Source organism: Streptomyces sp. NBC_00536 (genome assembly GCF_036346295.1).
In the GTDB taxonomy this organism is placed as follows: Bacteria; Actinomycetota; Actinomycetes; order Streptomycetales; family Streptomycetaceae; genus Streptomyces.
On sequence record NZ_CP107819.1, the window covers coordinates 7721807 to 7747344 of the forward strand.

A 25538-nucleotide genomic window follows, 5' to 3' on the forward strand; every position below is an offset into this window, starting at 1 on the left:
GGCGGGACGGGACGGTTCAGGCGTCGGACGGGACGCGGGTGCGGACGGCCGCGGCGAGGGCCTCGATGCCCTCGCGGCGCAGCACCTGGTAGTGGTCGGCGGGCAGGTCGATGACGACCGGCGGGGCGGCGGAGTACCCCGACCGCCCCTCGACGAAGGAGTAGTCGTCGCCCGCGGCCCGGATGATGGTCACCGGGGCGCGCAGGCACCGCTCGGCCAACTCGTGGAAGGTGTAGTCGAATTCGTACGTCTCCTCGACGATCCGGGTGATCCGCCGGACCGTCCCGGGATCCAGCTCGGGGAAGCGGCCCACCACGAACTCCACGAAGGAGTCCTGGTCCCGGGCGGCGGCCAGGCACGCGGAGAGGTCCGGCCCGGCTCCGATGGCGCCCGCGAAGACCGAGTAGAGGATCGTCACGTAGCCGGGGTTGGCATAGGAGGACTCACGGCCGTACGGAAGCCCGCGCGCGTCCCGGAGCTTCGGGTTGCCCGGGCAGATCAGCAGCAGGTCCGTGACCCGCTGGCCGGACTGTTCCAGCTGCCAGGCGCTCTCGAAGGCCACCCGGGCACCGAAGGAGTAGCCCCACAGGGTGTAGGGGCCGTCGGGCTGCAGCCGCCGGATCTCCGCGACGTCGGCGGCGGCCATCTCGCCGATGGTCCGGTACGGCGCCTCGCCCGCGTTGATGCCGGCCGCCTGGACCCCGTAGAACGGGCCCCGCGCGCAGGCCTCTTGGGCGAGCAGCCGCAGGTTCATCGGATAGCCGCCGAGCCCCGGCCAGCAGAACACCGGGGAGCCGGGCCCCTGCGCGTACCGGCCGTCCGCCGGGCCGCTGTCGTGCAACAGCACCAGCCGGGAGGCCGGTTCGGGATCGGCGTCCGCGATCCGGTCGGCCAGATCGGCCAGCCGGGGGTGGCCGAAGAGCGTCTGCATGGGCAGCGAGATCCCGAACTCCCGGTTGATCCACCGGGTGAGGGTCATCGCGATCAGCGAATTGCCGCCGGAGGCGAAGAAGCTGTCCGTCATCGACACCCGGGCTGTGTCCCGGTACTTCAGCGCCTTCCCCCAGGCCCCGGCGAGCATCCGCTCGGTCCGGGTCCGCGGTGGCACGGGAGTGCCGGAACCGTGTGCGGGAGCGGTGAGTTCCTTCAGGCCGGCCAGCGCCTTGTAGTCGATCTTCCCGTTGGCGGTGAGCGGCAGCGCGTCCAGGACCAGCACCCGGTTGGGGATCATGTAGTCCGGCAGCAGCCGGGCCAGGTCGTCCCGGATCATCTCCGTCGGACCGCGCATGTGCACCGAGTCCTCGCGCATCCCGGTGGAGGAGACCTGCTCCTCGCTGACCTTCCCGCCGAGGAAGAAGTACGACGGCCCGGACGGGATGCCCGCCTCCGCGAGGACGGCGTCGATGCGCTGGGCGGTGGGCAGCGGATGCCCCGAACGGGAGGAGTAGCCGGACGACATCAAGCCCAGCCGCAGGGCGTTGCGCTGGAGCCGGTGCAGGGTCCGGCCCAGGCTCACATAGGCGAGCCGCTCGTCCCCGGTCCGGCTGACGGCGCTGACGCCGAAGCTCGCGGCCTCGTACACCCCCTGGTTGATGGCGATGACGTGCCGCTTCTCGACGGCGTCGGCGGAGACGAGCGTGAACTCGCCCCCGTCCAGCCGGTACAGGCCGCCCGGCAGGTCGAGCACCCGGCCCGGGTGCGCCTGGACGAACAGGTCCACCGGGTCCGGTCGCGCCGGGCGGTCGTCGGGGGCCAGCTCGAAGCTCCCGACGTAGTGGTCCTCGTCGGCCACGCCGAGGGCGGACTTCACCGCCGCCCCGCCGTGCGCAGCGGGCCGCACCGTCAGCCCGTACTCCGGGAGCACCTCCTCGAACACGCCCAGCATGTGACCGGTCTCGAACTCCAGCACCTCCTCGATGTTGGTGCTGTACACCGGCTCGATCGCCGCCCGGCGCCCCAGGAAGTGCAACCGGAGCGTGCCGGGCCCGGACGCGTGGGCACCGGCCGGGACGTCACCGATCCGGACGAGGGTGTGCTCGACGGGGTGGAAGTAGTGGATCCCCGCCGCCAGCCCGGCGACGCCCCCGCCCGTCTCCAGGTACATCTGCACGGCGTACAGCGCGCCGGGGGATGCGTAGGCGTACTTCGGCAGCAGCCGCTCCCCGCTGCCGAACGGGCCGAACCACCGCAGCACCGCGCCGAGTTCCGCGGACGTCAGGTCCCCGACGGAGCGCGCGGTCCCGGTCGGTGCGATGGCCGCGGCGGGTGTGAGCAGCTCCCGCAGATCGGCGCGGGTGACCTTGCCGCCCTCGTAGAACCGGTAGGTCTTGCGGGCGAAGGCCGCGCGCCGCTGAGGGCCCGTGGCCTCCCGGCCGGGCAGCACGGTCACCGGACGGCCCACGAGGTCAGGGGCGGGGCGCAGACCCGGATTGGAGAGCTGGGCCTTGACCTGGAGCTTGCTCGCCTTGGACTGGTGGTGCGCGCCGTGCGCGCCCTGGTCCATCAACGAGGCCTCGCGCGGGTTCAGTTCGACGAGCGCGGACAGCTGCTGGAAGCCGGTGCGCGGATCGTCGGTGACCACCGCGGCGGCCCGCCGGACCCAGGTGTGCTCCTCGATCGCGGAGGTGATCTCCTCCAGCTCGACGCGGTACCCGCGCAGTTTGACCTGGGTGTCCGCGCGGCCGCGGAAGCGGATCGTGCCGTCCTCGTTCCACGAGGCGAGGTCGCCGGTCCGGTACAGCCGCTCGCCCGGCAGGAAGGGGGCGGTGAGGAACCGCTCCCGGGTCTGCTCGGGCAGGTTCAGATAGCCGCGCGCCAGCTGCACCCCGCCGATGAACAGCTCGCCCTTCTCCCCGGAGCCGGCCACCGGGCGCAGCTCCCCGTCGAGGACGAAGCACCGGGTGTGCGCCACCGGTACGCCGATGGACACGATCGCCGAGGCTTCCTCCCCGGCGAGGGCGGCCGGGTCCACGGTGTGGGCGGTCGCGTTGATCGTGCACTCGGTGGGCCCGTACAGATTGACCAGGCGGGTGTCCGGCAGCTGCGCGGCGAAGGCACGGGCGAGCTTGACCGTCAGTGCCTCACCCCCGGAGAACACCCGCCGCAGGGAGGTGCAGGAGGCGAGGCGTTCGGTGTCGATGAGGGCCTGGAGCAGGGTGGGCACGCACTGGAGGGTGGTCACCCCGTGCGTCGTGATCGTGTCGACCAGGTCCTCGGGGTCCCGGTAGCAGCCGGGCGCCCCCATGACCACCTGGCCGCCCGCCGCGGGCGCGAGGATCTCCCACTGCGCGGCGTCGAAGCTCATGGGCGTCTTCTGGAGCACCGTGGTGCCGGGTCCGAGGTGGCCCTCGGCCAGGAGCCAGCCCAACTGGGAGACGATGCTGTGCTGTTCGATCAGCACGCCCTTGGGGCGGCCCGTGGATCCCGAGGTGTAGATGACGTAGGCGAGGTCGCCCGGTCGCCCGGCCGTGGGCCGGTGTCCGCCGCGCCCGGTACGGACCGGGGTCTCGGGCGGCTCGCCGCCGCCCAGGGCCACGACGGTGGTGCCGGCCGGTGCCAGCTCGCGGACCTTGGGCACGAGGTGGCGCTGCGTGACGATGATCTCCATGGCGGAGTCCTCGATCATGTAGCGCAGCCGGTCCTCCGGATAGTCGGGCGACAGCGGCAGGTAGGCCCCGCCGGCGGCGAGGATGCCCCACACCCCGGTCATCAGGTCGAGCGAGGGCTCCGCGTACAGCCCCACCGCGGTGTCCGCCCGCGCCCCCAGCCTGCGCAGCCGCCGCCCCAACAGGGATGCTGCCGCACCCAGTTCGGCGTAGGTCAGCTGGTGATCGGCGCAGCGGGCGGCGACCGAGTCGGGTCGGACCCGGACCTGCTCGGCGAGCAGGTCCGTGAGCACGGTGGACGGTGTGAGTCTTCCATTGATCGGGTCCGCGTTCATCTGGTGACTCCGGACGGGCGGGACGCGGCGGGCGCCGGACGTCCGGTGGACACGGGGGGATGCTCGCCGGGCGAGGCCTGCGGCAGCTGTGACGGCTTCGCGGGCTCCCGGCGCCCGCCGCGCGGCTGGGCCACCACGACCGCCGCGACGACCGCGCACGCCCCGGCCAGCTGGAGCGGCGTCAGGGTCTGGTCCAGCACCAGGTAGCCGAGCGCGGTCGCGGCGAGCGGGGAGATGAAGCCGAGGAAGGAGACGGCGAGCGCGGGCAGCCGCTCCACCCCGCGGAACCAGACGGCGTAGGCCAGCAGCGCCCCGACGAAGCCGAGGTACGCGAATCCGGCCAGGTTCCGCCCGGTGACCGCCTCCGGCAGCCCCTCGCCGAACAGGGCGACGGGGGCGAGGACCAGGCCGCCGACGGTCAGCTGCCAGCCCGTGAAGGTCAGCAGCCCGACCCCCTCGGGGCGGCCCCAGCGCTTGGTCAGCACGATGCCGCAGGCCATGCTCACCGCGGCCAGCAGGCCGGCGATGACCCCGGTCGTGTTGAGCCCGGCGTTCGGCTGGAGCACGAGCAGCCCGACGCCGGTCGCGCCCAGGACACAGGCCACCACGTGCACGGCCTTGATCCGGTCGCCCAGCAGGAGGGCCGAGAGGATCAGCACGAACATCGGCTGCACCGAACCCACCAGCGCGGCGACCCCGCCGGGCAGGTGGTAGGCGGCCAGGAAGAGGAAGGTGAAGAACGCGCCGATGTTCAGCACGCCGAGGACCAGCGCCCGCGCCCACCAGATCCCGCGCGGCAGCTTCCGGCCGATCAGCAGCAGGATCAGCCCGGCGGGCAGGGCCCGGACCGTGGCCGCGAGCAACGGCCGGTCCGGGGGCAGGAACTCGGTGGTCACCAGGTACGTCGATCCCCACACGGCGGGGGCGAGGGCGGTGACGGCGGAATCCGCCGCGACCCGGTGGCCGCTCACCGCGCGGCCACGGCCGAGTCGGTGGTGCCGAAGAAGCGGTCCCCGAAGTCCCCGATGCCGGGGATCATGAAGGCGTTGGGGTTCAGGCACTCCTCGATGGACGAGGTGATGATGGTGACGGCCGGGTGCTCGCGGTGCACCGCCGCGATCCCCTCGGGCGCGGCGAGGAAGTCGACGAGGACGATGTTCTCCTCGCGCACCCCGGCGTCGGTCAGCACGCCGATCGCGGCGTTCGCGCTGCCGCCGGTGGCCAGCATCGGCTCCAGCAGCAGGACGTGCCGCTCGGCGATGTCGTCGGGGAGGTTCCAGTACTGCAGGTGGGGCAGCTTGGTCGTCTTGTCCCGCTGGATGAGGATCTTGCCGATGCGGATGCCGGGTATGAACTCCCGCAGCACCTCCGCCATAGAGTCCCCGGCCCGGATCACCGGGACGGCGCACAGCTTCCCGGTGAACTTGAGCCCGTGGTAGGTCTCGCCGACGGGCGTGATGACCTCGTGCTTGTCGAAGGGCAGCAGGTCCAGGGCCGATTCGAGGAGCAACCGGATCACTCGGCGTGAGTAGAGGACGAAGTCGGCGCGGCTCGCACCACGGTCCCGGATGACCGTGTGCAGGGCGCGAAGCTGGTTGGTCTGGGGCAGCTCGTGGACTTTCGGGGTCGTCGACATGGGCCTGCTCTTCGTCGGTGGGGCGATGGGGGCGCGGTCGGAAACAGAGCAAACACTCTGTGACTTGGTGTCCGCAAGGGCCCTGCTTCCGCACGCCTGACCGAATCCCGCCTTGCGCCACCCCGCCGCCGGGCGTGCGCCCCCGTCCCCTGCCCCGCCGACCAGCGCCTCCGGCCGCGCCCCGCGCCGTCTCCCGGGCGCGTTCCCGCTCCCCGCCTTGGCCGGATCTGGTCGGTTGGTGGGGGCGGCCCCGGAGCGCGGTAAGGCGTCTAGCGCGCCGTGAGGGTGTACGCGTCGAGCGTGGCGTTCCCCCGGGGAAGCGCGAGCGGGTCGAGCGCGTCCAGGGTCGGCCGCAGCGCGCGGGCGACCGCTGAGCCGGGGTCGAGGGTGGCGTACAGGTTCCGGAAGATGGCGATCTCCCAGTCCGCGTCCTGGAGCCCGGTGGTCTCCACGGTCTCCGCCGCCGTGGCCTGCCAGCCCGCGGGGCCGAGCAGGGCGCGCAGGGCGTCACGGGACATCGGGACGCGCACATTGGCGTCCTCGCCGTGCCCGTACGCGAAGGCCTGTCCCTGGGCCAGTACGGCGAGCAGGTGCGGGATCCGGTCGGCCGAACGCGGGGTGAGGTCCCATTCGGCGAAGCAGAGCGTACGGGCCCACGGCCGCACCCGGGCGAGGGTGCGGGTGAGCTGCTCGGCCGAGGCGAAGTACCAGGAACAGTGCGCGAGGACCACGTGGTCGAAGGCGCCGTCCGCGAAGTCCGACGTGGCCTCCTCGTCCAGGACGTCGAAGCCGAAGCGGAAGTCGATGCGCGGCCCCAGCGGCCCGGCGGCGAGCCGGGCGGCGGAATCGCCGACCGTCACCGGCGCGCCGTAGGAGGGATCGGCGACGTCGACGGCCAGTACGTGACCGTGCGGCCCCACGGCGTCCGCGAGCACGGCGGTCATGTCGCCCTGCCCGCACCCGACCTCCAGCACACGGGCGCCGGGCGCGATGTCCCAGCGACGCACCAGCTCGGCCCGGTACCGGGTCTGGACCTCCTGGACCGCGCGGTCCCGGTCGGCGGCGGCCATCGCGTCGGCGAGTTCGGTGATGCGGTCAGGTGAAGCGTGGGGCACGTGGTCCTCGGATCCGGTGGTGGGAAGCGGTACGTCGTACGGAGTACCGGCGGTGAGCCGCCATGACGAAATCACGTCCGCGGCGGTACGGCACCGGATTTTTTGCGCGGCCCGGCCCAGTCGCGGGCGAGCGCCGTGAAAGCGCGGGCCGCCGCGCTCTCGTACGCGCTCTCCCGGCGCAGCAGTACGACGGTGCGCGCGGGCAGGGCCGGCGTGAGGCCGACGGGGTGCAGGCCGGGCTGGTCGCGGGCCAGGGCGTCGGGCAGCACCGTGGCCAGGGCGGTGCGCCGGACGATCTCGGTGAGGGCGCCGAGGGAGTTCGCCTCCACCGCGATCCGGGGCGCGATGCGCTGCGCGGCGAAGTACCCGTCGATGTGGGTGCGCGTCGCGAACCCACCGCTCAGCAGGGCGAGATCGCACTGCGCGAGGTCCGCCGCCGGCAGGGGTGCGGTGCGTCCGGCGAGCGGGTGGGCATCGCCCACGGCCATCCCGAGCGTCTCGGTGAACAGTTCGGTGGCGGCGATGCCCGCGAGGTGCGGCCCCGCGAAGGCGACCGCGAGGTCCAGCGCGTCGGCGAGCAGCCCCGACTCCAGCTGAGCCTGCGTCATCTCCTTGACGTCCAGGGTGATTCCGGGATGCCGCAGGTGCAGCTCGGCGACCAGCGGTCCCAGCAGGTACGCGGTGAAGGTGGGGGTCATCGCGAGCCGCAGGGTGCCGCGGGACAGATCGGCCACGTCGAGGACGGCCCGCTCGGCAGCGGCCAGGTCCCGCAGGGCGCGGCGGGCGTGGTGCAGGTAGACCGCCCCGGCGTCGGTGGCCCGCACGGTACGCCCGCTGCGGTCCAGGAGCTGGACGCCGACGGTCCGCTCCAGCTGCCTGATCTGCTGCGACAGGGTCGGCTGGGAGACCCGTAGCTCCTCGGCGGCGCGGGTGAAGCTGCCGTGTTCGGCGACGGCGAGCAGATAGCGGAGGTGACGCAGTTCCGGGGCCATGGGTCAAGGATAGACCCAGGTATAGATGAGACCAATAGCAGTCATGATCAGTACGACTTGGACACTATAGATACAGGTCATGCATGGTGGATCTCGTCAGCCGGTCACGGCGGACACACACCGAAAGGAGTGGCCATGCTCGACCTCGCAACAGGTGTCGCGCACTTCCAGCAGGACGTCTTCCCGGAGAAGGCGGGGCTCTTCGCCCGCCTGGCGACCACCCACCGGCCGGACACGCTGTTCATCGGATGCTCCGATGCCCGTGTCGTGCCCGAGCTGATCACCCAGCGGGAGCCGGGGGAGCTGTTCGTGATCCGGACGGCCGGGAACCTGGTGCCCGCCCACGGCCCGGGCTCCGACGGGGTCGGGGCCAGCATCGAGTACGCCGTCGCCGTGCTGGGCGTCCGCGACATCGTGGTCTGCGGACACTCCGCCTGCGGTGCGATGACCGCGCTCGCCGAGGGCCGTGACCTGGCCGCCCTGCCCGCCGTCGCCCACTGGCTGCGCCACGCCGACGCCTCCCTGGCCCGCACCGCGCAGCGCGGCGGTGCCGACCCGGACCGGGTCGGCGTCCTGGTCCGGGACAACGTCGCCGCGCAGCTGGCCAACCTGGCCACGCACCCCTCGGTGGCGCGCGCCCTGGCCGCGGGCACCGTCGCCCTGCACGGCTGGGTCTACGACATCCTCACCGGCTCCGTCGAGGACTTCACCGCCGCGGCCTGAGCCCCGGCCTGAGCTTTGGCCGCCTCGGCCCTCACCACCCTCTCCATCCTCACCACCCGATCCTTGCGAAGAAAGAAGCCCCTCATGCTGCACGCCCAGTTCGACCCCGCCGCCCGGCAGGCCCTCGCGATCACGGCCGTCGAGGCCAAGACCCGCAAGGACCTGTCGTGGCAGGAGATCGCCGACGTGACCGGTCTGTCCGTCGCCTTCGTCACCGCCGCCCTGCTCGGCCAGCACCCGCTCCCGGCCGACGCGGCCGCCGCCGTCGGCGCTCTGCTGGACCTGGACGATGACGCCGTACGCCTCCTGCAGAGCGTCCCGACCCGCGGGTCGATCCCGGGCGGTATCCCGACCGACCCGACGATCTACCGCTTCCACGAGATGCTCCTGGTGTACGGGACCACGCTGAAGGCCCTGGTCCACGAGCAGTTCGGCGACGGCATCATCAGCGCCATCAACTTCCGGCTCGACGTGAAGAAGGTCGCCGACCCGGAGGGCGGGGAGCGCGCCGTCATCACGCTCGACGGCAAGTACCTCCCCACCAAGCCCTTCTGAGCGGGTCTCAGCAGGTCAGGCAGGTCAGCAGGTGAGCCGGTCGCCCGGGGTGACGCCCAGCAGCTGGGTGAAGGCCTGGTAGCTGTTCACCCGGCTCTGGACCTGGGCGGGGTTGCCGCCGTTGCACTCCAGGGAGCCGTTGATGGAGCGGATGGTCTCGCCGAATCCCGCTCCGTTGACCATGGCCGCGTGGGCGGTCATCGTGCCCGGGCCGTTCTGGGTGTTCCAGTACCAGAGGGCCGTCTTCATGGCCACCGCCGGGTCCTGCTCGACCAGGTACGGGTTCGCGAGCAGGTTGATGCCCAGGGCGTCACCGGCCGCCTTGTAGTTGAAGTTCCAGCTGAGCTGGATGGGGCCGCGGCCGTAGTAGGCGGCCTGCCCGGCGGGACAGCCGTAGGGCTGGGAAGCGTCGCAGTAGTGCGGGTAGTTGGCCGTGTTCTGCTCGACGATGTACACCAGCCCGCCCGTCTCGTGGGAGACGTTGGCGAGGAAGGCGGCGGCCTCGCGCCGCTTCGTCGTGTCGTCGCCGGTGTTGGCGAAGCCCGGGTAGGCCGACAGGGCCGCGACCAGCCCGTTGTAGGTGTAGAAGGGGTTCCGGTTCGGGAACATCTGGTTGAACTGGGCCTCGGAGACCACGAATCCGGACGGGGTGCCGGGGTTCGGGTCCGGGTCCTGGCCGCCACCGCAGCCGCCCTGGTCGGACCAGACGCCCCACTGGCCCGTGGTGCCGGGCGTCTCGCCCTGGGTCCACCACTTGGCCTGCCAGTTGTGGCCGCCGTAGGAGATGGTCATTCCGTTCGTGTACACGGCGGAGGAGGCCCAGGGCCCCGCGCAGGCGGCGGCCGCCGCGGCGGGGGTGGCGGGCAGGGCGATGGCGAGGGCGGCGGTGACGGCCGCGGCGGATGCCAGGGCCAGAGCGCGGCGGCGAAGCGCACGGATCACGGAACTGCTCCTTGGGTGGGGGGAGTTGCCGTGTGGGGCAACTACCGCCACTCAAGCGAAGCTGGTCTGGACCTGTCAAGGTCTAGACCAGCTTTCGCATGCCTGTGTTCCGCTTGTGCCCGCGTTCCGTTCCGCTTGTGCCGGTGCCCGCGCCTACTCGTCGGTCAGCGTCGGGGCGTCGGTCGTCGGCTGGCAGCCGCCGAGGGCGAGCGCCGTGCCCACCAGCCCGATGTGACTGAAGGCCTGCGGGAAGTTGCCGAGCTGACGCCCCCCGACCGGGTCGTACTCCTCGGCCAGCAGCCCCACGTCGTTGCGCAACTCCAGCAGCCGCTCGAACAGTTCGCGCGCCTCCTTCTCCCGCCCCGTCATGAGCAGCGCGTCCGCCAGCCAGAAGGAGCAGGCCAGGAAGGTCCCTTCGGCCCCGGGCAGCCCGTCCACGGAGGGGCCCTCGGCCGAGTAGCGGCGTACGAGCCCCCCGTGGCCGAGTTCCGCGCGGACCGCGTCGACCGTACCGATGACCCGCGGATCGTCCGGCGGCAGGAACCCGACCCGGGGGATCAGCAGGGTCGCCGCGTCGAGTTCCACGGAGCCGTACGACTGGGTGAAGGTGCCCCGCACCGGGTCGAAGCCCTTCTCGCACACATCGCGGTGGACCTCCTCGCGCATCGTGCGCCAGCGCTCGATGTTGCCGTCGAACTCCGGATTCGCTTCCAGGGTGCGCACGGCCCGGTCGGCGGCCACCCATGCCATCACCTTGGAGTGCACGAAGTGACGGCGCGGGCCGCGCACCTCCCACAGGCCCTCGTCGGGCCGGTGCCAGTTGTCCGCCACGAACCGCAGCAGGGCCACATTGATCTGCCAGGCGTGCGACTCCGCGACCAGCCCCGAGGCGCGGGCCAGATAGAGGGCGTCGATGACCTCCCCGTACACGTCGAGCTGGAGCTGGTCGACCGCCGCGTTGCCGACCCGGACCGGCGCGGAGGACTCGTACCCGGCCAGCCACGGCAGCTCCGTCTCGGGGATCCGCCGCTCGCCCGCGATCCCGTACATGATCTGCAGATCGGCCGGATCGCCCGCGACCGCGCGCAGCAGCCACCTGCGCCAGGCCCGGGCTTCGTCGAGGAATCCGGTCTGGAGCAGCGATCCGAGGGTGAGGGTCGCGTCGCGCAGCCAGCAGTAACGGTAATCCCAGTTCCGTACGCCGCCGATCTCCTCCGGGAGCGAGGTCGTGGGCGCGGCCACGATCCCGCCGGTGGGCGCGTAGGTCAGTGCCTTGAGCGTGATCAGCGAGCGCATGACGGCCTCGCGGTACGGGCCCTCGTACCGGCACTGGGCGGACCAGGCCCGCCAGTCCTCCAGGCTGTGCTCCAGCGCCTCGTAGGGGTCGACGAGGTCCGGGCGCGGCTCGTGCGAGGGGTGCCAGGTCAGGACGAAGGCCACCCGTTCGCCCGCTTCCACGGTGAACTCCGAGCGGGTGCTCTTGTCCTCGCCCCAGGTCTCCACGGGCGGGTCGCTGCGCAGCCAGGTCGAGTCGGGTCCGGCGACGGCGACGCGGTGGCCCTCGCTGCGCCGCACCCAGGGCACGACGGCCCCGTAGTCGAACCGCAGCCGGATCGTGGCCGCCATGGGCACCGCACCGGAGACCCCCTCGATGATGCGCACGACATCGGGGGCGACATCGCGCTGCGGCATGAAGTCGGTGACCTTGACCGTGCCCTCGTCGGTCTCCCAGACCGATTCGAGCACGAGCGAGTCGCCCACGTAGCCGCGCCGGGTGCAGCCCGTTCCCGCCGGGGCCGCGGCCGGGGCGATCCGCCAGTGGCCGTTCTCCTCGTCGCCCAGGAGCGCCGCGAAGCAGGCGCCCGAGTCGAAACGGGGCAGGCACAGCCAGTCGATGGATCCGTCCCGGCCCACCAGGGCGGTGGTCATCAGATCGCCGATCAGCGCGTAGTCCTCGATGCGTTGGTTCACGCGATTCGTGTTCCCCCGCGGTCCACGGGCTAAGCGGGCCGACCGGGGGTGAGGTCCACCCGGGCCGTGACGGCGTCCGGCCCGTGGACGAGGGCGACGCCCAGGGCGGTGATCAGGCGGTGGACGGGGGTGTTGTCCGGGCGCGTGCTGATGAGCACCGCCTCGAAGCCGTCGGCCCGTGCGCGGTCGAGGAGCTGCCGCAGCACGGCCCCGCCCACCCCGGCCCCCCGGTGCCCGCGCCCGATCCAGACCCCCGCCTCGGCCGTCCGCCCCGCCTCGACGGTCCGCCCCGACGCGGCCGCCGGGCCGGCCGGTGCCGCGGCCGGGCACAGCCGGGCGGCCCCGGCCACCTCCGGTCCCACGAGGACGGCGAAGGTGGCCTCCACCGGCTCGGCGGACAGCGACCGGGAGCGGTGGAAGCGGAGGAACGCCTCCCGGGCCCCGGCGGTCCACCCGGTGGATCCCGGCACCGGAGGCATCACCTCCCGCGGATCGGCGTCCGCCACCGCGGTGCGCAGCAGCGCGTCGAGCAGGTCGGGGTCGAGGGGTCGCAGGGTGACGTCGGTGCGCATCCGCGCATTGTGCCCGGGCGGCCGGGCCCGGGGCGCGGGGTTTTCGGTGGTGAGCGGGTGCCGAGGGTCAGCGGGTGCCGAGCTTGATCCAGCGCGCGGTGCTGGGGACGCCCTGGGCGTTCAGGAGGAACAGCATGTAGTAGCCGGGCGGGGCGTCGGCGGCGCTGGGGGGCGTGCGCAGGCCGACCGAGTCGCCCCGGGCGCCGGTGAGGCGCAGTTCCAGGTGGCGCTGGCTGGTGTTCACCGCGTGGGTGACGGTCGTCGGGGCGAGCAGCACGGCGCGCGCCACCTCGTCCGGCGTCGAGGTCGAGGCCCGGAACTCCGTGTCGTAGCCGAGGTCGCCGCCGGGCACCCGGTCGAGGGCGGGCCGCGCGCCGCGGTGCAGGTAGGCGGGCTCGTACAGCTCGATGCTGCCGTCCATGCCGTCGCGGATGTCCGGGTCGTTGGCGATCTGCTGGAGCTCGTCCCCGGTCACCATGACCCGCCCGTCCGGCATCACCAGGGCGTTGGAGTGGTAGCCGCGGGGCAGCCGCTGGGCCGGTCCCAGGCGCCAGCGCCCGTCCGCGCCGCGGATCTCGGTCTGCCGGTACTTCAGGTCGGCCTCCGGATTGAAGGGGCCGTGGCCGTAATCCCGGGTGTCCAGGGCTCCGTTGACCGTGAGCAGGGTGGCATCGGGGAGGATCAGGGTGTCGTCCTGGGTCCGGCCGAAGGCGCGGGGCTCCTCGGTGGTCCACGTGCCGCCCGCGAGCCGGTAGGTGTTCGGGTCGTGCGGGTCCCCGCCGAGCACGAGGACCGCGTCGGGGCCGCGGAACCCGGCCGGCAGCGGCACGGCCGAGCCGTATCCCCGGAAGTCGGCGGGCCGCCGGGCCAGGTCGCTCCGGGTCTCCTTGACCGGGTCGAAGAGCCACTGCTGGTCCGCGTCGCGCCCGAGCCCGTAGATCATGCCGTCCCGCAGCGAGAAGAGGTGCGGGTAGTCGTTGCGGAAGGGCGCGTCGGCCCCGAAGCGTTCCACCGGGAGGTTCACGGGGATGTCGTACGTCCGCCAGGGCACGGGACGCGAACGCGCGGGGAAGCGCTCCACGACCGGGGTGGGCGTGCCCGTACCGCGTTCGGACTGGCCCGACATGACGTACTGGCGTCCGTCCGCGCCGGTCACCACCGAGGGGTACCAGCGGCCCACGGACATGTCGCGGTTGCGGAACCAGGTCTCGGTCCAGGGGTCGAAGACGAAGGACAGTTTGGCGCCGGTACCGCCCTTGCCGCCGACGTTGCCGCCGAACACGGCGACCATGCCGTTCGGCAGGAAGGCGTGCCCGGCGCAGAAGAAGGGGGCGGGCCGGGGCACGTACAGACCGTCGGGCATCAGCACGGTCGGCGGCCGGACCTCCTTGAAGGCGCGGGACCCGGTGCCCTTGGCCGGGTCCCAGAGGTAGGCGCGCCCGGCGTTCGTACGGCCGATCCGGTCGGTGGGGCCGGTCTCCTTGGTGGGGTCGGTGCCCACGCGCTCGAAGGAGAAGAGGAGCACCTTGCCCGTCGGAAGCTGGGCGATGTGGACCCCGAAGTCGGGGGAGGGGAAGTACTCCGTGAACTGGCCCGACACGGCGGGGCTCAAGGCGGCGTTCGCCGCCAGCTGGGAGGTCCGCAGGGCGTCGAGGCTCGCGGTGCGCCTGGCCTGCGGGTACGCGGCGGCGCCGGTGCCCCCGGTGGCCTGCCGCATCCGGGCGTGCTCCCGGGCGTGGTCCTCGCCGAGCACGGCGGCCTCGCCGGGGTCGGGGGCGGGGGGAGCGGCCGAGGCGGGGGCGGGGGCCAGGGCGGCGAGGGAGGAGAGGGTGGAGAGGATCACGCAGGCGGACAGGACGGCGGACCGTACGGCGGCGGACCGGTGTGCGCGGGGCATGGGGCTCCTGGACACGAGAGGGGACGCCACCGGGTGATCTCCCGCACCCTCGGGCCGAATCGCGGCCCATAGTAGGAGGAAAGGAACAATTTGGTGGGCGTGCCGCGCACGCGACGGGGTCCGTGTCCGTGCCGGTGCCGGTGCCGGTGCCGGGGCCGGTGTCCGCGTCCGTGCCAGCGTCCGTGTCCGCGCCTGTGTCCGTCCAGGCCGTCAGCTCGGTTCGGCGGTCACGTGGACCTTGACCTCGAACAGCGCGAGTCCGGGGTCGGCGCCGACCTCGCGGAAGAGCCGGGGCGCCGACGGCCCCTCCGGGGCGGCGCGCACGGCCTCCAGTGCGGCACGGTCCCGCCACAGCGTCTGGATGCGCCAAAGTCCGTCCGCTCCACCGAGCAGCTCGCTCCGCACCAGCCCGTCGGGGAGGGGGCCGGCGACGAGCTCACGGTAGGCGGCGACGAGGTCGGCTTCGCGCTCGGCCGCGACGACGGCGCTGACTTCGCTCAATATCCGTCCGCTCATGATCCTCATCTCCTCTGCTTCCACGCTACGCGGCGGGGTCCCGGGCTGCCCGCGCACCACTGCCGGCCGTCCGGTGGGTGAGATGGCCGTCTCGATCTGGCCGAGTCCCGGGACGATCCCGCCAATACCCGCCGGTAGTCGGCCGGGTGCCGGGGGTGCCGGATTAGCGTCCCGCCATGTATTCGAACAGACGGGCGTCCACCCCCGTCCTCCCCGTCCCCGCCCCTGTCGCCCCCGCCGCCGTCGTCCCCGCCCCGGCCCACGCGCCGCCGAGCCGCCGCGCCCTGCTGCGCACCGCGGTCGCCGGAACGGCCGCCGCCGGATCCGTCCTCGCCCTCGGCTCCGCCTTCCCCGCCTCCGCCGCCCCGGTGGCCGAGAGCCGCCCCGCCACCCCGCAGGAGGCGCTGCGCCGCCTGGCGGCGGGCAACCGGCGCTGGGCGGCGTACCGCCAGGAACACCCGCACGAGACGCCGTCCGTACGGCTCCAGCTGGTCCAGGGCCAGCACCCCTTCGCCGTCGTGCTCGGCTGCGTGGACTCCCGGGTCCCTCCGGAGCTGGTCTTCGACCAGGGCCTCGGCGATCTGCTGACCGTCCGCACGGCGGGCGAGGTACTGGACGAGGCGGTGCTCGGCAGCATCGCCTACGGGGTCCTCGAACTGGACGTCCCGCTGGTGCTGGTGCTGGGCCACCAGTCGTGCGGAGCCGTCGGCGCCGCCGTGCACGCGGACGAGAGCGGCGAGCCGCTGCCCGCGCACATCCAGTACCTGGCCGAGCAGATCCGGCCCGCCATCGACCGCACCCAGCACGGCGACGCCCGCGTCAGCGCGACCATCGACGCCCACGCCCGGCGCACGCGGCAGCGGCTCGCGGCGGAACCCGACCTGGCGCGGCGCATAGCCACCGGCAGGCTGGCCGTGGTCTCCGCGCGCTACGAGCTGCGCGACCAGAGAGTGCGCACCCTGTCCTGACGCCTGTCCTGACGCCTGTCCTGACCGCCGCCGCCCGGCGCCGCGGGGGATCCGTCCCCGGCGCCGGGCGGCACCCCCCGCGCCGCTCACGCGGGATTCCGGCCGCTCCACCGCACGTACACTCGGCGCATGGGTCGTACTCGCACACGCGTCAAGGGGAAGTGCCCGCACCGGGCCGCCTTCGCGCTGCACGGCCACGGCTAGCGATCTTCCGCAGCCGCTCCGCCCCGCGCTCCGAGCCGCGCGCATCGAACCGCGCGCACTGACCCGCGCGCACCGCCCCGCGCCCCGTCTCCCGGGCCCGTAGCGGTCACCACCACCGGTCATCACCGGTCACCACCGTCCCCACAGCACCCGGAACACCGCGGGCACCCGCCCGCCGGTCCGGGCCGCGGGCGCGCACTTCTCACCGCAGCCACCGGCGCACCGCCGGAGCTGCCGCCTGGCCGCAGCCGCACGACCGGGCCGCGCGCCACCTTCGAAGGGACCACCATGAAGCTCAGCGAGCTGTTGGCAGGGCACGACCACGAGGTTCTCCGGGGCGACCCGGAGACGGTGGCGATCACCGCGGGGCCCACCTTCGACGTCGACCGGGTCACCCCCGGTTCGCTGTTCATCGCCGTTCCCGGCCATGTCGAGGGCGGTCCCGCCGCCGTCGGACCGGCCCTCGCGCGCGGCGCCGCGGCCGTCCTCGTCGGGGCGGGGGCCCCGCGGGTCCCGGCGCCCGGCGGATGCGTCGTACGGGTGGCGGACACCCGCAAGGCGGCCGCGGTCGCCGCCTCCCGCTACTTCGGCGAACCGGGGCGGCAGATGGACGTGGTGGCCATCACCGGCACCAACGGCAAGACCTCCGTCTCCTACATGGTCGAGTCGGTGCTGCGGATCGCCGAGGGCGCGAAGGTGGGGGTTATCGGCACGGCGGGCAGCCGCATCGGCGACGAACTGATCCCGATGCCCCGCTCGGTGCTGACCACCCCCGAATCGCCCGATCTGCAGTACCTGTTGGGGTGCATGCGCGACCGCGCGGCCACCAGCGCCGTCCTGGAGGCCACCTCGATGGCCCTGCTGACGCACCGGGTGGACCGTACGTTCATCGACGTCGGGGTGTTCACCAACCTGACCCAGGACCACCTGGACGACCACGGCACGATGGAGAACTACCGCGACGCCAAACTCCGCCTGTTCCAGGGGCTGTGCCGGCAGGCCGTGGTCAACGTCGACGACCCGGTGGGCGAGGGCATCCGCAAGCTGATGCCGGACGCGGTGACCACGTACGCCCTGGACACGGAGGCCGACTACCGGGCCACCGGTCTGGTGATGGACGCCTCCGGCACCCGGTTCACCCTGTGCCACGACGGGCGGGAGTACGCCGCGTCCCTTCCCGTCCCCGGCCGGTTCTCCGTCGCCAACGCGCTGGCCACCCTGGCGGCCTGCCACGTCCTGGGGCACGAGCTGCCCGGGCTGGTGGCCGCGCTCGCCGTGATGCCGCCGGTGCCCGGCCGGTTCGAGCGGATGCGCACCCCGGGGGGAACCTCCGTGATCGTGGACTACGCGCACTCGCCGGACTCGCTGGACAAGGTGCTGACCGCCATCCGCGGGTTCGCGCGCGGCCGCGTCATCACGGTCTTCGGCTGCGGCGGGGACCGGGACACCACCAAGCGGGCCGAGATGGGGCGGATCGCGGGCACCCACTCCGACCTGTGCGTCCTGACCTCGGACAACCCCCGCAACGAGGACCCGGAGCGGATCCTGGACCAGATCGCGCCGGGCCTCGCGGCGACCGGTACGCCCTTCGAGCGGTTCGCCGACCGCCGGGAGGCCGTGGCCCACGCCCTGTCCGTCGCGGGTCCGCTCGACACCGTCCTGATCGCGGGCAAGGGCAGCGAGCCGCACCAGATCATCGGCGACCGGCTGCTCCCCTTCAGTGACATGGCGACGGTCCGCGAACTCGCCGGGCCGTAGGGCCGCCCCCGCGCCCGGGCGTGTCGCCCGGATGGGTGTGGACGGAGCCGCCCGGCACGACAGGACCACCGGGTGCTCGTAGCGTCGACAGCGTCAGGGGCCGAGAGACAACCCAGCGGCCCGACACGGTGAACTCTCCTGATGAGAGGCCATGTCGATGCAATCGGACGCGCCGATATCGAGCCTGCTGCGGGTCCACCGCGGCACCGCCGAACCCGAGGAACTGGCCGCGATCGCGGTCGTGGTGGCCTGCCTCGTGGGCCGTGCCTCGCACGCCGCCCGGGAAGCCGGCCGCCCCGCCCGGCCCGCCCGGGCACCCCGCCACCGGCATCCGGGACCGCGGGCCCACGGATGCTGGGCGGGGTGCTGGGCCTGCGGCTGACGGCGGCGGGCCCCGGGTGGCGGCCGGGCGGGTGCCCCTCCGGCCTCAGGCTGTCCGGCCTCAGGCCGTGCGATCTCAGGCGGTCCGGCCTCGGGCAGTGCGGTCTCAGGCCGTGCGGAGCACCTTCGACAGCACGTCGCACAGGACCGTCTCCGGATCGGCCGCGGCGCCGTCCGCGCGCCAGGCCACGAATCCGTCCGGGCGGACCAGGACGGCGCCCGCGGCGGGCAGCTCGTGCACCTCGGTCCAGTCGGCGTCGTCGGCCTGGACCAGATCGGCCCCCGAGCCGCCGGACCCGATCGTGTAGGAGTCCAGCCGTGCCCCGGTGCGCCGGGCCGCTTCCCCGGCCGCCCCCGCCCACGCCGTGCCCGGGGCGCTGAGCAGCACGAAGGACCGCTCGTACAGGTCCAGCGTGGAGATCCGCTGCCCGGCCCGGGTCAGCCACATGTGCGGTGCCCGGGTGCCGACGTCACCCTTCAGGCGCAGTCCGTCCGGAATGACCGGGCGCCCCGGGTCGCCGCCCACGACCGCGCCGACCGGATAGCAGTACCCCATGGCCGTCGGCAGCACCCCGCTCTTGGGGCCGCCACCGCCCATGACCGGCGGCGGCGCGTAGCCCGGGTGGCTGTGCTCGGCCGAGCGCGCCGACGCCCGCTCACTGGTGGCCTTCGCCACCGGAAGCCGTTCGGCCTCGTAGGTGTCCAGCAGGCCGATGCCGGCGGATCCGTCGAGCACCGCCGCGATCTTCCACGCCAGGTTGTGCGCGTCCTGGATGCCCGTGTTGGAGCCGAAGGCACCGGTCGGGCACATCTCGTGGGCGGCGTCCCCGGCGAGGAACACCCGGCCGGTGGAGTAGCGCTGCGCCACCCGTTCGGCCGCGTGCCAGGGGGCTTTTCCGCCGATCTCGACGTCCAGGTCGGGGACGCCGATCGCCTCGCGGATCTGGCGTACGCAGCGCTCGTCGGTGAAGTCCTCCAGCGTCTCGCCCTGGTCCGGGTGCCACGGGGCGTGGAAGACCCACTTCGTCTGGTTGTCCACCGGCAGCAGCGCCCCGTCCGCTCCCGGGCGGATCAGGTAGCAGACGATGAAGCGCAGGTCGCCCAGCACCTCGGCCAGCCGCTCGGAGCGGAAGGTGATGCTGACGTTGTGGAACAGCTCGCCGCCACCCGACTGGGGGATGCGCAGGGCCTCCCGGACGGGGCTGCGCGGCCCGTCCGCGGCGATCAGGAAGTCGGCGCGCACCCGGATGTGCTCACCGGTCTCCCGGTCCTTCACCAGGGCGTCCACACCGGTCTCGTCCTGGTCGAAACTCATCAGTTCGGTGGAGAACCGCACGTCGGCGCCCTGTGCCCGGCTCTGCGCGGCCAGTTCGGGCTCGATGTTGTTCTGGCTGCACAGGCACCAGCCGGTGGGGCTGAACCGGGCCAGCGCTCCGCCCGGGTCGATGGCCTTGACCAGCCAGTTGTGCTGGTCGCCGGTCAGCGACTCGGTCTGCAGGATGCCGTTGTTGCCCTCCAGGGCGGAGGCGGCCCGCCGGATCGCGGGCTCCGCGCCCGCCGTGCGGAACAGCTCCATGGTCCGGGCGTTGATTCCGCGTCCGCGCGGGTGATCGGACGTACCGGCGTGCTTCTCGACGAGCATGTGCCTGACGCCGTGACGGCTCAGGAACAGCGAGGTGGACAGGCCCACGAGGGAGCCGCCCACGACGAGGACCGGTACGCGGACGTCGACGTTCTCTTCCATTGGCGAAGGGCTCCTGATTTCTGTGCGGGTCGGTGCGGGGGAGTGGACTCCTTTATGCCCCCGATCGGCCACGGACCCCGGGCGATTCGCCCGTTGTCACCCGCTTGATTGTGAGATGTAGCGATTCGTCCCGGTCCGGATGAGCATGAGGGACAGCGCTCCCCCCACGTCGGAACGCGATGGCCTCCACGCCCTCACGAAGGAGTGAGCAGATGACCAACACCCTGGCCGAACGGGTGTCACAGTCCGCCTTCGACGGCTCGATGCTCCGGGTCGTCCTGCTGATGGACCTCCACGAGGGCACCCAGCAGCGGTTCTTCGAGGCGTACGAAAAGCTCCGCCACGACATCGCGTCCGTCCCGGGACATCTCGGCGACCAGCTGTGCCAGTCCTTCGAGAACCCCTCCCAATGGCTCATCACCAGCGAGTGGGAGAGCGCACCGCAGTACCTGGCCTGGGTCAACAGCGAGGAGCACGCCGAACAGGTCCGCCCGCTCGGCGCCTGCGCCCGCGCCATGAAGCCGCTGAAGTTCACCGTCCTGCGCGAGACCGGCAAGCGCTACGACGCCCCCGCGTCCCCCGCGGTACGGGCCCGGCTCCAGCCCGCGCCCCGCCTCGGCGCGGGCATCGTCCGCCACGGCCTCACCTTCACGGTCAAGCCGGGCAGCGAATCCGCCGTCGCGGAGATCCTCTCCTCGTACGCCTCACCGGCCGCCCGGGTCGACGACCACACCCGGCTGTGCCGCACCACCCTCTTCATGCACGGCAACCGGGTGGTGCGTACGGTCGAGGTCCAGGGCGACCTGATGGCGGCCCTGCGGCACGTGTCCGAACAGCCCGAGGTCCGCGCCGTGGAAGAGGCCATCAACCCGTACCTGGAACAGGACCGGGACCTCGCCGACCCCGAATCGGCCCGGATGTTCTTCATGCGCGCCGGACTTCCGGCGGTCCACCACATCGCCGCCCGCGACGGGGAGCCCGATGCCGCCGAGGTCCACCGCCGCGCCGTCTTCTACCCCGCCAAGCCGGGCTACGGGCCCGCGCTCGCCCGGTTCCTCTCCCAGCAGGACGAGTCCGCGGCCCGGCGCCCCGGCGGTCCGGTGCGCAGCAGCAGCATCTTCCAGCGCGACGACGTCGTCGTACGCCTCCTGGACGTGTGCGGACCGGCCGACGCGCGCCCCGACGCGGCCGTCGGCATCGAAGGGCCGCGCAAGGCGGCGGTCCTGGCCCGGCTGCTCGCGGGCCCGGCCGGACCCGCCCCGGCCGCACCCCACCCCATGAAGCTGATCACGGACCGCCACGCACCCGCGCGGTCCTGATCCCCACCTGTTCCACCCCCCTTCACCCACCCCCGCCACGACAGCCTCGTGCAGGCTCCGTCTCCGCCCGGAGGAAGTCCGCCATGACCAGAGAACGCCCACGCATCGTCGACCTCAGCGAGACGCAGCCCAACACCCGGCGCGGAGGAGATCTGCGAGCCGTGCTCACACCGACCTCGGTGGGCTGCACCAGCGGTTTCATGGGCCTGGCCGTGATGGCCCCCGGTGAGTCCATCGCCGAGCACTACCACCCGTACTCCGAGGAGTTCGTGTACGTGGTGGCCGGGCACCTGGAGGTCGACCTCGACGGCGAGGCCCACCCGCTGCGCACCGACCAGGGACTGCTCGTCCCCCTCAACGTGCGCCACCGGTTCCGCAACATCGGCGACACCGAGGCCCGGATGGTCTTCCACCTCGGCCCGCTCGCCCCCCGGCCGGAACTCGGCCACGTCGACACCGAGCAATCACCGCATACGGCGGCGCACACGACGGCCGTCGAGTGGGATCGTCCGCCGGACCGTACCGGAGCGGTGTCGTGACCCGCCGCCGGGTGGCCGTCACCGGAGTCGGCGTCGTCGCGCCCGGCGGCATCGGCACGGCAGCCTTCTGGGACCTGCTGTCCCACGGCCGTACGGCGACCCGTGGCATCACCCTCTTCGATCCGGCCGGCTTCCGGTCCCGGATCGCCGCGGAGGTCGACTTCGACCCCGCCGCGCACGGCCTCGACGAGGACACGGCGGCCCGGGCGGACCGGTACATCCAGTTCGCCCTGGTCGCCGCCCGGGAGGCGGTGGCCGACGCGGGCCTCGACCTCACCGCCGACGATTCCTGGCGCACCGGCGTCTCCCTGGGCACCGCCGTCGGCGGCACCACCCGCCTGGAACACGACTACGTCGCCGTCAGCCAGCGGGGCGAGTGGTGGGACGTGGACGAGCACCTCGCCTCGCCCTTCCTGCACCGCGCCTTCACCCCCGCCACCCTGGCCTCGGCCGTGGCCGAACAGACGGGCGCGCGGGGCCCGGTACAGACCGTGTCCACCGGCTGCACGTCCGGGCTCGACGCGATCGGGTACGCCGTCCACTCCATCCAGGAGGGCCGGATGGACGTCTGCATCGCCGGCGCCTCCGACTCACCCGTGTCCCCCATCACGGTCGCCTGCTTCGACGCCATCAAGGCGACCTCGGCGAACAACGACGACCCGGCCCACGCCTCCCGGCCCTTCGACGCGAACCGCGACGGATTCGTCCTCGGCGAAGGCGGCGCCGTCCTCGTCCTGGAGGAGCTGGAACACGCCCGGGCCCGCGGCGCCACCGTCTACTGCGAGATCGGCGGGTACGCCACCTTCGGCAACGCCCACCACATGACGGGGCTCACCACCGAAGGCCTGGAAATGGCCCGGGCCATCGAAACGGCCCTCGGCCAGGCGCGGATCGCCGCCACGGACATCGACTACGTCAACGCGCACGGATCCGGCACCAAACAGAACGACCGGCACGAGACCGCCGCGGTCAAACGGGTCCTCGGCGACCACGCCTACAACACCCCGATGAGTTCCATCAAATCCATGGTGGGCCACTCGCTCGGCGCCATCGGCGCCATCGAACTCGCCGCCTGCGTCCTGGCGCTGCGGCACCAGGTGGTCCCCCCGACCGCCAACTACGAGACCCCCGACCCCGAATGCGACCTGGACTACGTACCGCGCACCGCCCGCGAGCACCCGCTGCGCCACGTGCTCTCCGTCGGCAGCGGATTCGGCGGGTTCCAGTCCGCCGTGGTCATGTCCCGGCCGAAGGAGGTGCGCGTGTGAACACCCGTACCAGTGCCGCCGGGCGCCCGTCCGGCCCCCCGGCGGTCGTCATCACGGGCATCGGCGTCATCGCACCCAACGGGACCGGCGCCGACGCCTTCTGGAAGGCCACCCAGGCGGGGGACGCGGTCATCGGCCGGATCACCCGGCAGGGCTGCGAACACCTCCCGCTGCGCGTCGCGGGCGAGGTCCGCGGCTTCGACCCGGGCACGCTCGTCGAGGAACGCTTCCTCGTCCAGACCGACCGGTTCAGCCACCACGCCCTCGCCGCGGCCGACCTCGCCCTGGACCACGCCCGGCTCGGGCGCGCCGACTACGAAGACGACCCGTACTCCGTGGGCGTGGTCACCGCCGCCGGATCGGGCGGCGGCGAGTTCGGGCAGCGCGAACTGCAACGGCTCTGGGGACGCGGACCCCGCTACGTGGGCCCGTACCAGTCCATCGCCTGGTTCTACGCGGCGAGCACCGGCCAGGTCTCCATCCGGCGCGGGTTCAAGGGCCCCTGCGGGGTGCTGGCCAGCGACGAGGCCGGCGGGCTCGACGCCTTCGCGCACGCCGCCCGGGCCATCCGCCAGGGCAGCCGCGCCATGCTCGTCGGCGCGACGGAGGCACCGCTCGCCCCGTACTCGGTGGTCTGCCAGCTCGGTTACCCGGGGCTGAGCGTCAGCGACGACCCCGAACGGGCCTACCGCCCCTTCACCGACAAGGCCTGCGGCTTCGTCCCTGCCGAGGGCGGCGCCATGTTCGTCGTCGAGGACGAGCGGGCCGCCGTGGCGCGCGGGGCGCCCGTACGCGCGGAACTCGCCGGGCACGCCGCGACCTTCACCGGTCCCGGCCGCTGGGCGGAGTCCGCCGAGGGCCTCGCCCGGGCGATCAGCGGCGCGCTGCGCGAGGCGGGCTGCGCCCCCGAGGAGGTCGACGTCGTCTTCGCGGACGCCCTCGGCACCCCGGAAGCCGACGCCGCCGAGGCCCGGGCCCTGCACGCGGCGCTGGGCGCGCACGGCCGCACGGTGGCCGTGACCGCACCCAAGAGCGGTACCGGGCGCGCCTATTGCGCGGCCGGGACCCTGGACGTGGCCGCCGCCGTCCTGGCCCTGGAACACGGCATCGTCCCGCCCACCCCGAACGTCTTCGACGTGTGCCACGACCTGGACGTGGTCACCGGCGGCGCCCGCTCCGCGGAGCTGCGCACCGCCCTCGTGCTGAGCCGGGGCCTGATGGGCTCCAACTCGGCGGTCGTCATCCGCGGGCGGCACCCGTAGCCGACGGAGATCCCGTAACCGACGGAGAGCCCGTAACCGAGAGAGAAGCAGTCGCAGAAAGAAGGAACCACCATGTCCGACCGACTCACCATGGAAGAACTGGCGGCCCTGATGAAGACCGCCGGCATCACCGTCGACCCCGCCGAGATGGCGAGCCGGCCGGACGCCGTGTTCGACGACTACGGCCTCGACTCGCTGGGCCTGCTCGGCGTCGTCGGCGAACTGGAGAACCGGCGCGGCCGCGCGCTGCCGACCGACGCGGACCGCTGCAAGAGCCCGGCCGAATTCCTCGACCTGGTCAACAACAGCCTGATGACGGGAGCCTGAGATGGCCGGCCACACCGACAACGAGATCACCGTGAAGGCCCCCGTCGACCTCGTGTGGGAGATGACCAACGACCTCCCCAACTGGCCGCGGCTCTTCAGCGAGTACGCGTCCATCGAGATCCTCGACCAGGCCGGTGACACCACCAAGTTCCGCCTCGCCATGCACCCCGACGAGAACGGCGTGGTGTGGAGCTGGGTCTCGGAGCGCACCGTCGACCGCGACGGCCTCACCGTCAAGGCCCGCCGCGTCGAGACCGGCCCGTTCGCGCACATGAACATCCACTGGGAGTACGCCCCGGTCCCCGGCGGCACCCGGATGCGCTGGGTGCAGGACTTCGCGATGAAGCCGGAGGCCCCCATCGACGACGCGGGCATGACCGACCGGATCAACCACAACTCCCGCATCCAGATGGAGCTGATCCGCGACAAGATCGAGCAGCACGGCCGGGAGCACCCCGTCCCCGCCGCCGGCGGCCGCTGACCGCCACCCGCCATCACGAGCAGAAAGGCCGTCCCCCTCCCATGCACCAAGCGCTCATCGTGGCCCGTATGGCACCCGGCTCCGCACCCGACATCGCCGACCTGTTCGCGGCCTCGGACGCGGGCGAACTGCCCCACCTGGTCGGCGTCAAGCGCCGCAGCCTGTTCCAGTTCGGCGACGTGTACATGCACCTGATCGAGTCCGACACCCCGCCGGGACCGGCCATCGCCGAGGTCACCGGGCACCCGGAGTTCCGCAGCCTCAGCGACAGCCTCGCCCGGTACATCAGCCCGCACGACCCCGAGACCTGGCGCAGCCCGAAGGACGCGATGGCCCAGCGCTTCTACCGCTGGGAGCGCCCCGCGGGCTGAGCCCACCCGCGCACGGCCCACGGGCCGGGACGGACGCCGCGGCGCACACCGCGCGGC

At 73.0% G+C, this 25538-nt stretch carries 23 protein-coding genes; 12 read left to right on the plus strand and 11 right to left on the minus strand.

Annotated features, from left to right (window positions below; all coding sequences use genetic code 11):
* Positions 1 to 16: 16 nt before the first annotated feature.
* From OHS33_RS33040 to cynR, 5 genes are all read right to left on the minus strand, one after another.
* On the minus strand, positions 17 to 3940 hold the full coding sequence (locus OHS33_RS33040) for a non-ribosomal peptide synthetase family protein (RefSeq protein WP_330334090.1): 3924 nt from the start codon (positions 3938 to 3940) through the stop codon (positions 17 to 19).
* Positions 3937 to 4911 carry an EamA family transporter gene (locus OHS33_RS33045; protein ID WP_330334091.1) on the minus strand — a complete coding sequence of 325 codons (975 nt, stop codon included), beginning with the start codon at positions 4909 to 4911 and terminating at the stop codon, positions 3937 to 3939. Before OHS33_RS33045 ends, OHS33_RS33040 begins: the two co-directional genes overlap by 4 nt.
* Complete coding sequence (gene upp, locus OHS33_RS33050; protein ID WP_330334092.1) at positions 4908 to 5576, minus strand: uracil phosphoribosyltransferase; 669 nt, start codon at positions 5574 to 5576, stop codon at positions 4908 to 4910. The genes OHS33_RS33045 and upp overlap by 4 nt, the downstream gene beginning before the upstream one ends.
* A gap of 269 nt (positions 5577 to 5845) precedes the next feature.
* Positions 5846 to 6646: a methyltransferase domain-containing protein gene (locus OHS33_RS33055; RefSeq protein WP_443065486.1), complete on the minus strand. Its 801-nt coding sequence runs from the start codon at positions 6644 to 6646 to the stop codon at positions 5846 to 5848.
* 116 nt (positions 6647 to 6762) lie between these two features.
* Entirely contained in the window at positions 6763 to 7683 is a 921-nt protein-coding gene (gene cynR / locus OHS33_RS33060; protein WP_330334094.1) for a transcriptional regulator CynR, read from the minus strand.
* A gap of 135 nt (positions 7684 to 7818) precedes the next feature.
* On the opposite strand from cynR, the gene OHS33_RS33065 reads away from it, so the two are divergent.
* Complete coding sequence (locus OHS33_RS33065) at positions 7819 to 8406, plus strand: carbonic anhydrase (protein ID WP_330334095.1); 588 nt, start codon at positions 7819 to 7821, stop codon at positions 8404 to 8406.
* 84 nt (positions 8407 to 8490) lie between these two features.
* Positions 8491 to 8961 (plus strand): cyanase, encoded by a 471-nt coding sequence (gene cynS, locus OHS33_RS33070; RefSeq protein WP_330334096.1) that lies wholly within the window; start codon positions 8491 to 8493, stop codon positions 8959 to 8961.
* Between the two features lie 24 nt (positions 8962 to 8985).
* Here cynS and OHS33_RS33075 read toward each other — a convergent pair whose 3' ends face one another.
* The 5 genes from OHS33_RS33075 to OHS33_RS33095 form a co-directional block, all read right to left on the minus strand.
* Positions 8986 to 9876, minus strand: a complete 891-nt coding sequence (locus tag OHS33_RS33075) for a glycoside hydrolase family 19 protein (protein WP_443065487.1) — start codon at positions 9874 to 9876, stop codon at positions 8986 to 8988.
* A gap of 180 nt (positions 9877 to 10056) precedes the next feature.
* Positions 10057 to 11874: a glycoside hydrolase family 15 protein gene (locus OHS33_RS33080; RefSeq protein ID WP_330334097.1), complete on the minus strand. Its 1818-nt coding sequence runs from the start codon at positions 11872 to 11874 to the stop codon at positions 10057 to 10059.
* 29 nt (positions 11875 to 11903) lie between these two features.
* A complete protein-coding gene (locus tag OHS33_RS33085) occupies positions 11904 to 12446 on the minus strand; it encodes a GNAT family N-acetyltransferase (protein WP_330334098.1) in 543 nt (180 codons plus the stop codon).
* A gap of 67 nt (positions 12447 to 12513) precedes the next feature.
* Positions 12514 to 14343, minus strand: coding sequence for a galactose oxidase early set domain-containing protein (locus OHS33_RS33090; RefSeq protein ID WP_330334099.1), 1830 nt, complete (start codon positions 14341 to 14343; stop codon positions 12514 to 12516).
* Between the two features lie 210 nt (positions 14344 to 14553).
* Complete coding sequence (locus OHS33_RS33095; RefSeq protein ID WP_330334100.1) at positions 14554 to 14859, minus strand: hypothetical protein; 306 nt, start codon at positions 14857 to 14859, stop codon at positions 14554 to 14556.
* A gap of 176 nt (positions 14860 to 15035) precedes the next feature.
* Here OHS33_RS33095 and OHS33_RS33100 point away from each other — a divergent pair, with 176 nt between their 5' ends.
* From OHS33_RS33100 to OHS33_RS33110, 3 genes are all read left to right on the plus strand, one after another.
* Positions 15036 to 15827: a carbonic anhydrase gene (locus OHS33_RS33100; protein ID WP_330334101.1), complete on the plus strand. Its 792-nt coding sequence runs from the start codon at positions 15036 to 15038 to the stop codon at positions 15825 to 15827.
* Positions 15828 to 16319: 492 nt separating this feature from the next.
* Positions 16320 to 17789, plus strand: coding sequence for a UDP-N-acetylmuramoyl-L-alanyl-D-glutamate--2,6-diaminopimelate ligase (locus tag OHS33_RS33105; RefSeq protein ID WP_330334102.1), 1470 nt, complete (start codon positions 16320 to 16322; stop codon positions 17787 to 17789).
* 151 nt (positions 17790 to 17940) lie between these two features.
* Complete coding sequence (locus OHS33_RS33110) at positions 17941 to 18171, plus strand: acyl-CoA carboxylase epsilon subunit (RefSeq protein ID WP_330334103.1); 231 nt, start codon at positions 17941 to 17943, stop codon at positions 18169 to 18171.
* A gap of 105 nt (positions 18172 to 18276) precedes the next feature.
* Here OHS33_RS33110 and OHS33_RS33115 read toward each other — a convergent pair whose 3' ends face one another.
* Complete coding sequence (locus OHS33_RS33115) at positions 18277 to 19914, minus strand: FAD-dependent oxidoreductase (protein WP_330334104.1); 1638 nt, start codon at positions 19912 to 19914, stop codon at positions 18277 to 18279.
* Positions 19915 to 20126: 212 nt separating this feature from the next.
* Between OHS33_RS33115 and OHS33_RS33120 the strand changes: the two genes are divergently transcribed.
* From OHS33_RS33120 to OHS33_RS33150, 7 genes are all read left to right on the plus strand, one after another.
* Positions 20127 to 21233, plus strand: a complete 1107-nt coding sequence (locus tag OHS33_RS33120) for a SchA/CurD-like domain-containing protein (protein WP_330334105.1) — start codon at positions 20127 to 20129, stop codon at positions 21231 to 21233.
* 83 nt (positions 21234 to 21316) lie between these two features.
* A complete protein-coding gene (locus OHS33_RS33125) occupies positions 21317 to 21772 on the plus strand; it encodes a cupin domain-containing protein (protein ID WP_330334106.1) in 456 nt (151 codons plus the stop codon).
* The gene (locus OHS33_RS33130; protein WP_330334107.1) at positions 21769 to 23040 is read left to right on the plus strand and encodes a beta-ketoacyl-[acyl-carrier-protein] synthase family protein; all 1272 of its coding nucleotides are present in this window, start codon (positions 21769 to 21771) and stop codon (positions 23038 to 23040) included. Before OHS33_RS33125 ends, OHS33_RS33130 begins: the two co-directional genes overlap by 4 nt.
* Entirely contained in the window at positions 23037 to 24302 is a 1266-nt protein-coding gene (locus tag OHS33_RS33135) for a beta-ketoacyl synthase N-terminal-like domain-containing protein (RefSeq protein WP_330334108.1), read from the plus strand. Before OHS33_RS33130 ends, OHS33_RS33135 begins: the two co-directional genes overlap by 4 nt.
* 72 nt (positions 24303 to 24374) lie before the next feature.
* Positions 24375 to 24629 (plus strand): acyl carrier protein, encoded by a 255-nt coding sequence (locus OHS33_RS33140; RefSeq protein WP_330334109.1) that lies wholly within the window; start codon positions 24375 to 24377, stop codon positions 24627 to 24629.
* Position 24630: 1 nt separating this feature from the next.
* Positions 24631 to 25110, plus strand: a complete 480-nt coding sequence (locus OHS33_RS33145) for an SRPBCC family protein (protein ID WP_330334110.1) — start codon at positions 24631 to 24633, stop codon at positions 25108 to 25110.
* Positions 25111 to 25151: 41 nt separating this feature from the next.
* Positions 25152 to 25481 carry a TcmI family type II polyketide cyclase gene (locus OHS33_RS33150; protein ID WP_330334111.1) on the plus strand — a complete coding sequence of 110 codons (330 nt, stop codon included), beginning with the start codon at positions 25152 to 25154 and terminating at the stop codon, positions 25479 to 25481.
* The last annotated feature ends 57 nt before the right edge of the window (positions 25482 to 25538 follow it).

Coding starts and splice junctions, on each gene's coding strand:
- OHS33_RS33115 (WP_330334104.1), bottom strand. CDS start 19,914: ATGGAAGAGAACGTCGACGTCCGCGTACCGGTCCTCGTCGTGGGCGGC.
- OHS33_RS33040 (WP_330334090.1), bottom strand. CDS start 3,940: ATGAACGCGGACCCGATCAATGGAAGACTCACACCGTCCACCGTGCTC.
- OHS33_RS33120 (WP_330334105.1), top strand. CDS start 20,127: ATGACCAACACCCTGGCCGAACGGGTGTCACAGTCCGCCTTCGACGGC.
- cynR (WP_330334094.1), bottom strand. CDS start 7,683: ATGGCCCCGGAACTGCGTCACCTCCGCTATCTGCTCGCCGTCGCCGAA.
- OHS33_RS33095 (WP_330334100.1), bottom strand. CDS start 14,859: ATGAGCGGACGGATATTGAGCGAAGTCAGCGCCGTCGTCGCGGCCGAG.
- OHS33_RS33090 (WP_330334099.1), bottom strand. CDS start 14,343: ATGCCCCGCGCACACCGGTCCGCCGCCGTACGGTCCGCCGTCCTGTCC.
- upp (WP_330334092.1), bottom strand. CDS start 5,576: ATGTCGACGACCCCGAAAGTCCACGAGCTGCCCCAGACCAACCAGCTT.
- cynS (WP_330334096.1), top strand. CDS start 8,491: ATGCTGCACGCCCAGTTCGACCCCGCCGCCCGGCAGGCCCTCGCGATC.
- OHS33_RS33125 (WP_330334106.1), top strand. CDS start 21,317: ATGACCAGAGAACGCCCACGCATCGTCGACCTCAGCGAGACGCAGCCC.
- OHS33_RS33065 (WP_330334095.1), top strand. CDS start 7,819: ATGCTCGACCTCGCAACAGGTGTCGCGCACTTCCAGCAGGACGTCTTC.
- OHS33_RS33110 (WP_330334103.1), top strand. CDS start 17,941: ATGTCGATGCAATCGGACGCGCCGATATCGAGCCTGCTGCGGGTCCAC.
- OHS33_RS33085 (WP_330334098.1), bottom strand. CDS start 12,446: ATGCGCACCGACGTCACCCTGCGACCCCTCGACCCCGACCTGCTCGAC.
- OHS33_RS33100 (WP_330334101.1), top strand. CDS start 15,036: ATGTATTCGAACAGACGGGCGTCCACCCCCGTCCTCCCCGTCCCCGCC.
- OHS33_RS33140 (WP_330334109.1), top strand. CDS start 24,375: ATGTCCGACCGACTCACCATGGAAGAACTGGCGGCCCTGATGAAGACC.
- OHS33_RS33150 (WP_330334111.1), top strand. CDS start 25,152: ATGCACCAAGCGCTCATCGTGGCCCGTATGGCACCCGGCTCCGCACCC.
- OHS33_RS33105 (WP_330334102.1), top strand. CDS start 16,320: ATGAAGCTCAGCGAGCTGTTGGCAGGGCACGACCACGAGGTTCTCCGG.
- OHS33_RS33055 (WP_443065486.1), bottom strand. CDS start 6,646: ATGGCCGCCGCCGACCGGGACCGCGCGGTCCAGGAGGTCCAGACCCGG.
- OHS33_RS33145 (WP_330334110.1), top strand. CDS start 24,631: ATGGCCGGCCACACCGACAACGAGATCACCGTGAAGGCCCCCGTCGAC.